The organism is Microbulbifer sp. MLAF003 (assembly GCF_030012965.1).
GTDB classification, from domain to species: Bacteria; Pseudomonadota; Gammaproteobacteria; order Pseudomonadales; family Cellvibrionaceae; genus Microbulbifer; species Microbulbifer variabilis.
This window is the reverse complement of sequence record NZ_CP120232.1, coordinates 3,453,820-3,467,376: the sequence shown is the minus strand read 5'-3', so window position 1 is coordinate 3,467,376 and position 13,557 is coordinate 3,453,820. Positions and strand designations below refer to the sequence as shown.

Here is a 13,557-nt window from a genome sequence, read left to right as displayed (position 1 = left end):
TCTATTTCCTGACCCAGCGCCCAAGATTGTCCTGGTAATACTCCCCAGGAGAAAGGCGAGCTTCCAGTTTTTCCGCGGCACGGGCCGCTACTTGAGCAATATCGACATTATTGCGTTTGGCAATTTGCGCATAAGAAGTTTTGCGCTTTGCATTGATCTCTTTGACTAACTTCTCAAGCTCCGGGGAGCTGGCGTCTACGATAGCGATATAGCCGCTATTTGCCTCTCCAACCAACCCTTGACTCTTGGCTTCATTGAGTGAGATCGCCATTGCTGGAAGTGCGATGACGAAGCCTACGAGTAACAGGGCCTTCTTTAACATATGCATACGTTGCCTCCTCAAAAATGCCTTCTTTGTCTTCAAACAAGGTATCTAGGTCCCGATCTACTTTTACCCGGATTTCGTGTTCAATCTTTACGTTTAAGTTTACAGTGATTGGCTCACTGGGAGCCTTTACCGCCACAGTAGGGGTGCACCCTGTGGCAACCATAGCGTACAACAGCCCTATGGAAATCAGCCGGCTGGCTCTCATCTGCTACTCCTTTCCGTACCTTCAGGTACCTTCTATTTGTTGCTGTTACAGCAGTTATCTCAATATCTGGGCCAGGTTTGCCAACCATATTGGGAGTTACCATATTCCCCATATAGTATTCGCTTAACCTTAACCGGCTCTGAATTAGCCAGTCCCCAATTTCGAAGAGCCTACTTTAATCCAGACCTATTGGTCCAGCTGCTTTTCCAAGGCTTCTGTCAGATCGCGGCTGGCCTGAAGAGAGCGAAGCATGGCTGGAATATTATTCTCAAGATTGAGGTTAATAATCAGATCCCGCTCTGAATCCACGGAATCACTGCGCCCTACAAGCTTTAAGCTTAGCTGCAGGTCACCACTGGGAGGGTACTCCATACTGCCTTCCAGGGTACGGAAATCGTAATCTTCGAGCGCATTCGCAATCAGCTTAAGTTGCGGGTTCCCCGACAGTATCTGAGGGGAAAAAGCTCCGTAATATCTCAGTCGTCCTCCCGGCTCCACTGCTTCCAAATGGCCGTGCTTTACTGTGATGCCGTCGGGGCCAGTTATAATAGGAATCACCAAATCTAGATGTCCGCCAGCTTCAAAGTTTTCTGACTCAGTTTCCTGAGCCAATTGTTCCAAGGACACATTCTTGGCAGACAGGATACTGCTCCGAGTTTTATCGGCCAGATTCCAGGTGAGCGCTTCTGAACGCAGCTCCCCGTCAAGAAATTCAGCTGAGAAATCCCTCAGCGACAGATCCTGCTCCCTGTCCAGAGACAAAGAAAAAAGGACTTTATCCAAAGTGAGTCCTGCATTGATAGATCGTATTGATAGCGGCTGAGGCTTCGGCGTAAACCAATGTTCCTCATCGTTTTCCAGTAGAATTGTCCCTTCTACTCCAGTAGCAAAACTTTCCCCGTAGACTGCAGCAATATTGGTAAGTATTAACTTGAAGGAATTTTTTGGTTGTAAAGGCCAGGATACATTGCCATTGGCAGAAAATGCCCCTGAAACTATATCTAAGGGCAAACCTTGAACTGCCTTGCTGAGGGGGTTATTTGTGGTGAATTCAACCTCTGGTAAGGAAAAATGAATATTACCGGTGGCCTGCTCGATATTATGATACCAATTCGAATCAAGCCTCAAAGCCCCAGCATTGAGCTGGCTTTTTCCCTCAATCTTATCTCCGTTCAGGGAGAAAACCCCAGTGAGGGTTGGTGTCATTGAATAATTTTCAGGAGTAATAACTTTGAGGTTTTTGCTGGAGAAGTTGGCACTTAGCTCAGTGTTTCTTTTGGTAGTTTTTAGGTTAAAATCACTTAAGACCAAATCTCCAGATAACGAAATAGATTCACTGTTAAATGCATCAAGTTGATTTTTCCATTTCGGACTAATACAGCTTGTAGAGAGTGTTTTTATCTCACAGTTCATTAGGGGTTGTTGAATAACACCCTTCTTTAGCTTGAATTCTCCCCCTGTAATTTCTTCAAATGTGGTATTTATCTGCTCAAGTTTAACTTTTCGAATGTCACCGTCCGTTTGGATTTTGATTTTTGCAGAAGAATGAAGCTCCTTTACGACGGTATTTATCGTTTTGTTAATAATGGTTGGTGCCATTAAGTCCAGGTTGAAATCGCATTCAGAAGTCCTATTATAACTGCAATTAAGCTGTCTAATTTGTAAAACAGCTGAGGTGGTTGAACCAGATGCTTGTAATTTTGAATTAACCCCACCATTGCTGATAGAGGCCGCAAAAGTGTTGGTGGCAGATGGCTCCAATATAAGTTGTACCGTATCTACAATCTCTACATCTGCTTGGCTTTGGTCCAATCCGGTGGACTTTAAAAGGGAATTTTTTTCCTGGTTTGATATTGAAGTGTTGAGGTGTATCTCACTGCCAGGGAGAAAGTTGATGCCAATCCTTTCTAGCCAGCTTTGCCACGCCGAGGTTGAGTTGACAGGCTTAAAGAAAATCTCACTCTGAAACTTCAGCTTGCCCCCCAAGTTGGTTACTGTAAATGAGGGAGCAAATATCTTCCGGTGAAGCGATTGTAGTATAGGCTCTGCTGCATCGAGATAAGCAGAACCCTCCGCGTGTAGTTTGGGGCTTTGTGCTTCGTCAGTAGCGGACTCAAATTTCAAGTTGAGCAGGGGTTTATCAGCTTCGTTATCATGTTTAGATGAAACTTCAAATGCACCGGAACCCGTGATGTACTCGAGTAGTAGGGGAGAAAATGATTTAAACTCGATCTCAATAGGCGTTGTGGTTGATAGCCTGGCCGTCGTATTTATGATTGATTTGTCGTTGAAACCTGAAATTTCCAGTGCTTTGCTCTTCACCTGTAGATTGATATTCTGGTAATCCGAAAGGGAAAAGATATTATCAGGGATAAGTGCATTTGCATTTACAGTAAGTCGTCCGCTGGAGTCAATTTCACTTTCTGGAAATAGGTTTAGTAGCCGAGTAGCCCTGATAATTGGAGTAATTACTTCCAGGTTCGAAGTTGCTTCACCATTCAACTGCCAATAGTTACTGCCCTCTTTCGAGATACTCAGTGTCGTATAGGATATTAATTCAGAAGAACCTGGAGTGATACTAGCATTCACAGAAATCTTGTCTGGGGTTAGGTCTAGCTCTAAAGAGATGTGATAGTTATCAAATCCAATAGTCTTATAGGGTAATTCTGCGAGGATGTTGCTGTCTTCTCGGACAATGCTGAGTGGGCCAGCAATAAAGCTGTTATTAATTTCGATTTCCTTCACTAGCACTTTTCCGGGTATATTTTGAGTGATATCCCGGGCGATCTTTTCTAGGGAAAAAATAATTTCTTCTGCGAGCAGATGAGACGTCGGATTCTGTGTGTCCGGTTTGCTTTCCTGATGAGTTAACTTGTCAACTGATAATTCTATTCTCTGGATGTTATCCCGGCTGATAAGTACATGGAATGGGTAGAGTACTTGAACATTATCTAGAGTCAGGTTTTTGCCACTGGTGGATGTCAGTTGAATCCGCTCAATGGAAACTTCCCTGAAACTGATGTTCAGCCCGGATAGTTGCTTGATGACGACTTCACCGGAAAATAAATTGATAAGTTGAGGGGCGACGATATCCTTCTTCCACCAGCTGCCGAATAGCAGCATAGCCAGGATAGTTAAAAACGTAAAAATAAGAATACGGGGCTTTCGCACGCTAAACCTCAAGCTCCAGGAAAGGAGGTAACTTTGTTATCTCGCTTATGGACTGCAGTAGGTGGCATACAATGCAGGACAACTGCTCCCATAAAGTTGGTAAAAGGCTATTTTATCAAACTGGCCGGATAATCATTGGTGCAAACGTTGGATTATTCGTGAATAGGATGGTTCACTCATTCATGGCTGAAAAAATGTGAACAAGCAGTCATGGTGCTTCTACTATGGTCTCCTGCAGTAGCTTCAGGCGCCATAGGCCCTGTTCCTTGACCCAGAGGCTGGATGTAAACAGCCAGGCGGAAACTGGCTTATCTTCGAAGCTGCCCTCAAAAGATGTATACATGGTCATAAGTGCAGTCTTTGCGCTCAGAGGTGTTATTGAGACCTTATAAGAGGAGTGTTTCTTAATATCCAAGGTTCTGAACTTTTCAACAACCTGTCCGGGACCGAGGGCTTCCTTGTAATAGGGAGTAACTATCAATCCGTCTTTAGTCATTATTTCTTTGATGGCATTACCATCATGTTGCATAAAGGCCATTTTGAGAGCTTCCATGCGGGAGTTCAGCTCATCGTCCAGCTTTGCTGCCGAAGCTGGCGTAGCAATGAAAAGCAAAATGCCAACGATAAACAGTAAAGCGATAAGCTTGTTACCCATAATGACCACCTGAGTGAGAAGCAGCCCACCGACCGTTTGTTGCTTTAAAGATAACTGTGAAAGTAAATGGCCGCAAAATTGCTGAATGCTAGTGTCAGGGTGAGAGGCTTCCAAACCAGCCGGCATGGAGAAGGTCTTGTTATTCTGATCTACTGAGTGATAAGTGGGAATACAAGCCCATAAGAAATGCTAATAGTTAGGCTTATTATTTCAACTTGTAATACTGCTTTTTACCCCAATTTATTTATCCCCTTACCGTTCCGATAGGAACATACTTATTGAGGATGTTTCAACAATGCAAGATGCCCAGCCGAAGACTACTTACCTGAAGGACTATCGTGTGCCGGATTACCTGGTGGATAGTACCGACTTGTGCTTCGAACTGGAGCCAAAGGCCACCCTAGTGAAATCCCGTCTCAAAATTCGTAGAAATCCGGAGGCCGAAGAGGGAATACCGCCTTTACTTCTGGATGGAATCGACCTGGAACTGCTGTCTATTGCTATTGACGGCACCATGCTGTCTCCCGCTGACTATCAGGAGTTACCGCAGGGATTGTCGATTATTGTTGAGAAACCAGATTTTCTCCTGGAAATTCACAATCGGATAAACCCTGAGGATAATACATCCTTAGAGGGCCTGTATCTCTCCAACGGTATGTATTGTACGCAATGTGAGGCCGAGGGTTTCAGGAAGATTACCTTCTATCCAGACAGGCCTGATGTAATGTCAAAATTCACAACTACCATTGTGGCCCCAATAGATCATCCTGTGTTGCTTTCCAACGGTAATGAAGTGGATCGGGGCTATATTGAGGACGGACGTCAGTTTGTTACTTGGGAAGACCCTTTTGCCAAACCGGCTTATCTCTTTGCTCTGGTTGCGGGAGATTTACAGCATGTTGATGATACTTTTACCACTTCCAGTGGACGTGAAGTAAAGCTGCAGATTTTTACTGAAGCAAAAAATATCGGCAAATGTGATCATGCGATGCGATCCTTGAAAAGTGCCATGCACTGGGATGAGGAGGTGTATGGTCGGGAATATGATCTCGATATTTTCATGGTTGTTGCAGTTGATCACTTCAATATGGGGGCAATGGAAAATAAAGGGTTGAATATCTTCAATTCTGCCTGTGTTTTAGCCAGCCCGGAAACCGCTACCGACTCGGCATTCCAAAGAATTGAATCAATCGTTGGTCATGAGTATTTTCATAATTGGTCGGGTAATAGGGTTACGTGCCGCGATTGGTTCCAGCTTAGTCTTAAAGAGGGATTTACGGTTTTTCGCGATGCAGAATTTTCCGCTGACTTGAATTCGAGGGCCGTTAAACGTATTGAAGATGTGACCTTGCTGCGTACTAATCAATTTGCGGAAGATGCCGGTCCAATGGCGCACCCTATTCGCCCGGACTCCTATATGGAAATCTCTAACTTCTACACACTTACTGTGTATGAAAAGGGCGCAGAAGTTGTGCGTATGATCCATACGCTTTTAGGAGCGGATGGCTTTCGCAAGGGGAGTGACCTGTACTTTGAGCGGCATGATGGGTGTGCCGTTACCTGTGAAGATTTTATAGTTGCAATGGAAGATGCTAATCAGGTGGATCTCACCCAGTTCCGTCGCTGGTATAGCCAGGCTGGCACGCCAGTCTTGGATGTGACAGATCAATTTGATGAAAGTACGGGTGTATATAGGCTTGTCATTCGCCAGTCTTGCCCTCCTACACCTGAGCAAAAAGACAAACTCCCGTTCCACATTCCCCTTACGGTGGGATTACTGGACTCAACAGGGAGCGATATCGCGTTGGATAAAGCGGGCTCCACCCAGCTTGTTCTGGAGATCACTGAAAGTGAACAGATGTTTGAGTTTAATGGGCTGAATGAGAAGCCTCTACCTTCCCTTTTACGAAGCTTCTCTGCACCAGTGAAAGTACGCTATGACTATAGTCTTGAGCAGCTTCTATTCCTGATGAGCCATGATTCGGATACTTTTAATCGATGGGATGCTTCTCAAAGATTAGCGTTTAAGGCTATGAATCTGCTTCAGGGTGCATACCAAGAAGGTTTAACTTTAAAACTGTCTCCAGAGCTCATTTTGGCTTATCGGAATATATTGTTGGATAAAGAGCTAGACCCGGCACTGGTTGCGGAAATTATGCTTTTGCCCAGTGAGCACTCCATTGCGGAGGAATCAGTATCTATTGATGCTGAAGCTATTGTCGCTGCAAGAGCTTTTGCTCGTAAATCGCTCTCCTGCGCGCTTATTGATGAGTTAAAAGAACGGTATGCTGAGCTTGATATTGAAAGGCCCTATAGCCCTAATGCCAAGGATATCGCTGAGCGCAGGTTAAAGAATATCTGCTTGGAATACCTCTGTATCACAGAATCTGCGGATGCTCTAGATCTCGCTCAGCGACAATTTGATTCGGCTGGAAATATGACAGACAGAGCAGCGGCGTTAAGTGCATTGATTAACTATGGTAATGATCAATACGCTGAACAAGCCATTCATCAATTTTATGACCGCTGGAAGGAAGATACACAAGTTACTGAGCTTTGGCTTGCACAGCAAGCCTGTAGCGCGAAAAGAGGCACCCTGAATAATATCAAAGCGCTTATGCAGCATCCCGCCTTTGAGTTGAAAAACCCAAATAAAGTGAGGGCAGTAATTGGTGGGTTTGCCAATCGAAATTTCCAACAATTCCACAAAAATGATGGTAGTGGTTTTGAGTTTGTTGCAGACCAGGTTATTGCTTTAGATAAGTTAAACCCCCAGATAGCCTCCAGAGTGGTAATTCCTATCACGCGCTGGAAGAAATATCAGGGGGATTTGGCAGATAAAATGAAAGCTGCACTATTACGAGTGTCAAATTCCGGGGAGCTCTCCAAAGATGTTTATGAAGTGGTGAGTAAGAGTTTAATGAATTAGCAATTAGTCAGAAAAGAGCGGTGGTCGTAATACGGCCCCGCACAAACAGTCACACATAATGTACCTTATGGTTGGTGGTGTGTTTCTTCTTTAGAGATATTTTTGGGTTGCGTTCCGATATGTAGCTATGAACGGCCTTTAAAGAGTAAGCTATATGCGATTACACATTGATGAGATAGGTTTTATTCACTGGTGCTATGCTCTTCTCGTTGGCCATGTTTCCTGAATTCACGTGGGGATTTTCCCGTCCATTTTTTAAAGCTCCTCGAAAAGCTACTGGTGTCATTGAATCCAAGCTTATAGGTAATTGATGTCACGGGTAACTCTTGTTGCTTCAGGTACTGAATAGCCTGGTGTTTACGCGTTTTGTCCAGTATTGCCTGATAGCTGGAACCTTTTTCCTTAAGTTTTCTGTGTAGACTGCGGCAACTGATTCCGATGGTTTTGGCGACAATTTCTTGGGATAGGTCACCGGTAGGCATCAGATCTATTAAAACTTTATTTGTTATATTGATAATGTCATTTTTTCTTAGACGTGATAGATAATTCGTTAGTGCCTGTTCGTTGATATTAGCCAACTCACTATTTCCTGAGCAGATGTGCCGATCTACAAAATCGCGTTCTAATCGAATTTCACAGGTGCTTGCAGAAAATCCCACTGGGCATCTATACATCATTCGATGGTGTTCAGGGTTGACTGGCTTCGTGCGCGTAAGGTTAATTGCAATCAGATTTTTGTGGATATCCGGGGATATTTTCCTGCATGATTTTATTAACAAGGCGATAAAGGCATCCACTGCATGGATGCTGGGCTCATAATGCAAGTCTTCGACCTTGTGCCAGGAGACTATTACTTCGTGTCGCTCATTGCGAATACTGATTTTCATGGCAGTGCTGACTACCTCTGAGAATCGCGATGACCGCTCCAGGCTTTCTCTGATGGAACTACTGGACAAGTGAGCATAACTTAGAGCGTGGAGGTTTGTGTGGTTAACATGCTTCACAACCTCTAAACCTATGCAATCATTGCCGGATAAGGACTCTGCCAGATTCCATAATTTTTTCATGTTTTCCAAAGGGATACGTCTATTTGTATCCTCTATGCTACAGGCTGAGATACCGGCCTTTCGCAGGACTTCCCGGGGGGACAATAAGGTTTTAAAGCCTCAATAATGGGTAAAACCCAGGTTGCAATGGTTGTGTGTCCATTCTCAGCCATTTGCCAGCTTGTCCTAATTGGTCAAGAGTTTGGCCAGTTAAGTAAAGAAGTGCATAGGCCAAACTATTAGCATCAAAATCAGTATTTCTACATTCTTCCAAGATTAGCCTAACAGTCTTGGTATGTTAAGGAAACCTGCTGCTTTTAAAGTAAGTCCCGATACTCATGCGATGGGAACTATGCACAATTTAATTAAAAGAATAGTGGTACTTACTGGTTTATCAGCCTCCGCATTATATGGAAGTGTGAAGGCTGATGAGCCCACCCAGCTTTTCTGGGGAGATATGCATTTACATACCTCTTACTCATTCGATGCCTTTTTAAGTCAAAATTACTCGGCAACGCCTGATACTGCTTATCGGTGGGCCAAGGGACAACCGGTTATTCACCCTTATACTCATGCTAAGGTACGAATAGATACACCGCTGGACTTTCTTGTGGTCTCCGATCATGCAGAGGGATTGGGGGTGATGAGGGCGATAGTTAACGAAACAGACCAGCTAAATACAGAATTACCCATTTCCCAATCAATAAAGCGCTGGTTCGCCAAGCAGCATATTCGCTATAAAGTATCTGTGAATGAGGGGATGGATATATTTAATGAGTTGCTGCCGATACAGGCGCTCAACTCGGAGGATGATGCTGATCCAGTACAGGACCCTGCCAATATTGCCCCAGAGCCGGTGCTCGGGGACTTAAATCAAACCCGGGAAACTGCTTGGCATGAAATCATTGATGCAGCCGAGCGTCATTATCAACCTGGTACTTTCACGAGCTTTATAGGTTGGGAGTGGAGTTCAACCCCTACAGGGGCCAACCTGCATCGGGTGGTAGTTTCCCCCAATGGTTCCAAACAGGCTAAGCAATATCTGCCTTTTGGGTCAGACCAGAGTCAATATCCAGAGGAATTATGGCGTTGGTTGGATGAAACGTCAGAGCGAACTGGTAGCGAGTTCATTGCTATCCCCCATAACTCCAATGTGTCCAAAGGGTATATGTTTGCAGAAACCACTCTGCGTGGTGAGCCGATCGACACACAGTATGCACGAACGCGCATGCGCTGGGAGCCCCTGGTTGAGATGACGCAAATAAAAGGGGATTCCGAGACGCACTCACAGCTTTCACCTATGGATCCCTTTGCTGACTTCGAAAATTATCCTTTCTACTTACAGGCTGATCCAGAAGCTTATCGTGTAGCTAAAGGCGACTATGTGCGCTCTGGCTTAAGGGCTGGTTTGGAGATTGGAGAGAAAATAGGGATGAATCCCTATAAGTTTGGATTGATTGGGTCCACCGATTCTCATACCGGTATATCGAGTGCTGAAGAGGGAAACTTCTGGGGTAAATTTGCCCATGATTCAATTCCGGAGGGCAAGCGGAAAAATACTGTCATAGGCGGAACCAAAGCAACTGGTTGGAATATGTCAGCTTCTGGTCTTGCTGCAGTTTGGGCCGAGGAAAATACACGAGAAAGCCTGTTTGCCGCTTTTAAGCGTCGTGAGGTTTATGCAACTACAGGGCCGAGAATTCAAGTGCGTGTTTTTGCAGGTTGGAGTTTCCCAAAGCATGCAATAGATGCAGAAAATATTGCTGAATTGGGTTATTCCCATGGAGTGCCTATGGGGGGGATTTAACCAGGCCCCAAGCTACAGATAAGTCGATACAATTACTGATACGTGCTGTTAAAGATCCCAAAGGAGCAAATCTTGATAGAGTCCAAGTTGTAAAGTCATGGCTCGACGAGGGAGGGCACAGTCATGAGCAGATCTTTAACGTAGCCTGGTCTGGCCAGCGGTCCCTGGATAACAGAGGTCAATTACCTCCGGTGGGTGATACTGTTGACCGCGAGACAGGCCTTTATACCAATACCCTGGGTTCTATCGAGTTGTCCACGTTATGGCAGGATCCAGGCTTTGATATGAACCAGAGGGCTTTTTATTATGTTCGTGTTTTACAGATTCCAACGCCGCGTCACTCCCTTTACGATGCGGTGGCAGCAAAAGAAATCAACCATGGAAGAGTTCAGATACCCTCTGAAGGCCCGGCAATTATTCAGGAGCGTGCCTATACCTCACCTATTTGGTATACGCCGTAGCTAATCAATGAATAAAGTCTGATGGTACAGTGAGGCGATCATTGCTTAACCTTATTAGCTTAGTAGTTGTAGAGGTTTTTAGTGGGAGGCTTAAATGCTGAAGAATTTGGGAGGACTGGGTAGAGATCCATTGGTACATTTTTTGGCTATCGCTTTGTTTCTATTTGTTGGTATTGAGCTGGTGGATCCAAAGGCAGGAGCATCGGATCAAACGAATATTCTACATTTGAATGAAGATTTGTTAATTGAATATATTCAATATCAAAAAAACATTCAACCCGAGGTTTGCCAGGACTTACTGGCAGAGCTTGGCCCCTCTGATCGATCAGACTTGATTCATGACTATATTAGGGAGGAAGTGCTTTACCGCGAGGCTATGAATCTTGGCCTTCAGGATAATGATCAGATCATACGTCGTCGCCTTATTCAAAAGCTTGAGTATGTTACAGATGGCTTTGTTGGTGATATTAATGTTTCCCGGCAGGATTTAGAGCAGTACTTTTGGCTTCATCAGGAAGAGTACCGGATTGAAGCTTCTGTGACTTTCACTCATGTTTTTTTGATTCCAGGAATCAATTTAATAACAGTCTAGAGGAGGTAGCTTTACAGACCTTGGATCACCTTTTGGAAAAGTCAGTGGCTTTTGAAAAATCCGCAGGGTATGGAGATAGATTTATATTTCACCGAAATTATGTGGCGCGAACGCGTCAACTGGTAGCTAGTCATATGGGGGAGGATATGACCCGGAAAATATTTCAGTTGCCAATAAACACTTGGTCCGGGCCTTATCAATCCCCTTATGGATTGCATTTAGTATTGGTGGTTGAGAATAATCCCAGTCGCCTGCCAAATTTTCAAGAGGTTGCTCCTCTGGTATTAGAAGACTATCGCCGTCAAAGAATGGATGATATGAGGCGACGTAAGATACAGGAATTGATTGCTCAATATCGAGTTGAATGGGATCTTTCAATACAGGATTTGTCTGCGGATTTTACCTATGTTAAATAGATATTCCTGCAGGTTAAGATTAATTATTTTAATTTTTCTGGTGGGTGGAATCTATGGTCGTCCTGGCTTTGCCCATGAAGGGAGGCCAATTTATATTCAATTGCAGGAGGTCTCAGAAAAAGTCTATAGTTTACGATGGAAGATCCCTCCCGTGATGGAGCCGGGTACTGAGCCCGATATTTACTTAAAGGGTGCAGGCTGTCAAAAAATCTCTGGAGTTGAGGTTCCTCGTCATTCTGCTGTAAAAATGTATCAGTGCCAATCTCTAAGCTTCAATACTATTAAAAGCCCTACTACTGATTTGCAAATATATCTTGTATACCCTGTTGCAAATCCAGTGCTATCTACCTTGATTCACTTTGAAAGGATAAATGGGGATGCTGTCCACCTTTTTAATGGCCCAGGTGTATTGGAAGTAAATCTGCCTGCTGATTTGTCTGCCTGGGAATGTGTGAGGCAGTATATTAAAGCAGGATTTTTACACATTTTAGAAGGTTACGATCACCTGCTTTTTGTTTTGTGTCTGGTTTTTATTGCAAGGGGGCTTCGGGGTGTTTTGATAGCGGTAACTGGCTTTACGCTAGGTCACTCGATCACACTGGGGCTCGCAAGCTTGAATTTCTTTACCATAAGGGTGGATGTTGTAGAAGTATTAATCCCATTAAGTATTATGGTCCTAGCGGCTGAGATTATTAATGCAGGGCATTCTCGTGATAGGAATACTTTGTCTTGGCGATTCCCGGCTATTGTTGCTAGCGGTTTTGGGTTGTTACATGGATTTGGGTTTGCCAGTGCATTGACAGGGCTGGGCCTTCCTCACGACCAAAAATTAGTAGCCTTGATTAGCTTTAATGCTGGTGTCGAGCTTGGTCAATTGGTATTTGTTTTATTTGTGCTTCTTTTGACATATATGGTTAAGTTGATATTTTTAAGATGGGGTTTTTCAGTATACTCACTTCGTGGTCTGATGCCGTCTACATCAGCTGTTTACCCAGTAGGTGTGGTGAGTGGGTATTGGCTGATTGAAAGATCTTTAGAATTGGTTTCTTAGAATTTAAGAATTTTAATTTACATTAAATGTAAGATTTCTATTCGGTTATCCACTTATAGCAAAATTCAGCAATATTTATCCATTTGGATTCTAGCATTAAGTAGTGGCCATAGCCTTCCGCAACATGCAAGGTGGTTTGTGAATTGCATTTCTTGGCGATGAGCCGTGCTGTAGAGGGTGGTATTGCGAGATCTTCAGAGCCTGAGATCATTAGAATAGGGCACTTTATTTTTTCATATTCAATTTTGGTGGTTTTATTTTCATCAAAGATCCAGAAGAATAGTTCAAAAAGCACTCTGCCTGATTCCGGTCCTAAACGATTAAATACAAGGTGCTGGTCAGATAAGTTTAGTTTGTTGAGCCCGAATTTTGCCATTGTTTCAAAGTCGGGTAATAGTATATCCTCCCAGAACTTCCCCGATGCCATAAACATTTTGCCAAGACTGCATTCCTGGCTGGTTGTGGGTGGAATTCCCCAGTTAGTGCTTCCATTCAATAAGATTATTTTTTGCGCTAGGCCCATGGAGGCTATTTTTTGTGCAATAACTCCACCTAAGGAATGTCCAATTAGAATTGGTTTTCTATTCAAATGTATAACAAATTTTGCTATATCCTCTACATAGTCTGTAATGCTTGTTCCGACAAGGAGTCGATGAGCCGCTTCTGATTTTGGGGTTTCATGGTACCGATAGGCGGGACTATGGCAGTTAAATCCTTTTTGAATAAAGTAGTTATGAAAATTCTCTAAAGTCCAAGGGCCAGCATTAGTACCGTGAATTAGAACAATGGGAGTGTCTATGGCTATTCTCCTGTTTTCTGTTACCGGGAATGTTGAAAGCTTAGCAAGGGAGTATGCTTTTTATTGGATTTTGGATGAGGTAATGTGGCTGTTGGTC

The 13,557-nt window shown here is 43.9% G+C and carries 11 protein-coding genes and 1 pseudogene; 5 read left to right on the top strand and 7 right to left on the bottom strand.

The window, feature by feature from the left end; all coding sequences use genetic code 11:
• Position 1: 1 nt before the first annotated feature.
• The 5 genes from P3339_RS16635 to P3339_RS16615 all read right to left on the bottom strand — a co-directional run bounded on the left by P3339_RS16635 (position 2) and on the right by P3339_RS16615 (position 4,359).
• Positions 2-328: a YdbL family probable chaperone protein gene (locus tag P3339_RS16635; protein WP_020411740.1), complete on the bottom strand. Its 327-nt coding sequence runs from the start codon at positions 326-328 to the stop codon at positions 2-4.
• Entirely contained in the window at positions 252-491 is a 240-nt protein-coding gene (locus P3339_RS16630; protein ID WP_282953613.1) for a YnbE family lipoprotein, read from the bottom strand. The genes P3339_RS16635 and P3339_RS16630 overlap by 77 nt, the downstream gene beginning before the upstream one ends.
• A complete protein-coding gene (locus P3339_RS16625; RefSeq protein ID WP_282953649.1) occupies positions 442-645 on the bottom strand; it encodes a hypothetical protein in 204 nt (67 codons plus the stop codon). The genes P3339_RS16630 and P3339_RS16625 overlap by 50 nt, the downstream gene beginning before the upstream one ends.
• A 74-nt stretch (positions 646-719) precedes the next feature.
• Positions 720-3,656, bottom strand: coding sequence for an intermembrane phospholipid transport protein YdbH family protein (locus tag P3339_RS16620; RefSeq protein ID WP_282951241.1), 2,937 nt, complete (start codon positions 3,654-3,656; stop codon positions 720-722).
• Between the two features lie 256 nt (positions 3,657-3,912).
• Positions 3,913-4,359 (bottom strand): nuclear transport factor 2 family protein, encoded by a 447-nt coding sequence (locus P3339_RS16615; protein WP_282951240.1) that lies wholly within the window; start codon positions 4,357-4,359, stop codon positions 3,913-3,915.
• Between the two features lie 295 nt (positions 4,360-4,654).
• Between P3339_RS16615 and pepN the strand changes: the two genes are divergently transcribed.
• The gene (pepN, locus tag P3339_RS16610) at positions 4,655-7,288 is read left to right on the top strand and encodes an aminopeptidase N (RefSeq protein ID WP_020411744.1); all 2,634 of its coding nucleotides are present in this window, start codon (positions 4,655-4,657) and stop codon (positions 7,286-7,288) included.
• Between the two features lie 182 nt (positions 7,289-7,470).
• Here the strand turns inward: pepN and P3339_RS16605 are convergent, their stop codons facing one another.
• Complete coding sequence (locus P3339_RS16605; RefSeq protein ID WP_282951239.1) at positions 7,471-8,439, bottom strand: AraC family transcriptional regulator; 969 nt, start codon at positions 8,437-8,439, stop codon at positions 7,471-7,473.
• Between the two features lie 190 nt (positions 8,440-8,629).
• Here P3339_RS16605 and P3339_RS16600 point away from each other — a divergent pair.
• The 4 genes and pseudogenes from P3339_RS16600 (at position 8,630) to P3339_RS16580 (ending at position 12,661) form a co-directional block, all read left to right on the top strand.
• A pseudogene (locus P3339_RS16600) lies at positions 8,630-10,602 on the top strand (DUF3604 domain-containing protein).
• A 94-nt stretch (positions 10,603-10,696) separates the two neighbouring features.
• On the top strand, positions 10,697-11,194 hold the full coding sequence (locus P3339_RS16590) for a hypothetical protein (RefSeq protein WP_282951237.1): 498 nt from the start codon (positions 10,697-10,699) through the stop codon (positions 11,192-11,194).
• Positions 11,195-11,238: 44 nt separating this feature from the next.
• Positions 11,239-11,610, top strand: a complete 372-nt coding sequence (locus tag P3339_RS16585) for a peptidylprolyl isomerase (protein ID WP_282951236.1) — start codon at positions 11,239-11,241, stop codon at positions 11,608-11,610.
• On the top strand, positions 11,600-12,661 hold the full coding sequence (locus P3339_RS16580; protein WP_282951235.1) for a HupE/UreJ family protein: 1,062 nt from the start codon (positions 11,600-11,602) through the stop codon (positions 12,659-12,661). The genes P3339_RS16585 and P3339_RS16580 overlap by 11 nt, the downstream gene beginning before the upstream one ends.
• 37 nt (positions 12,662-12,698) lie before the next feature.
• On the opposite strand, the gene P3339_RS16575 is transcribed toward P3339_RS16580, so the two are convergent.
• A complete protein-coding gene (locus P3339_RS16575; protein WP_282953611.1) occupies positions 12,699-13,439 on the bottom strand; it encodes an alpha/beta hydrolase in 741 nt (246 codons plus the stop codon).
• Between the last annotated feature and the right edge of the window lie 118 nt (positions 13,440-13,557).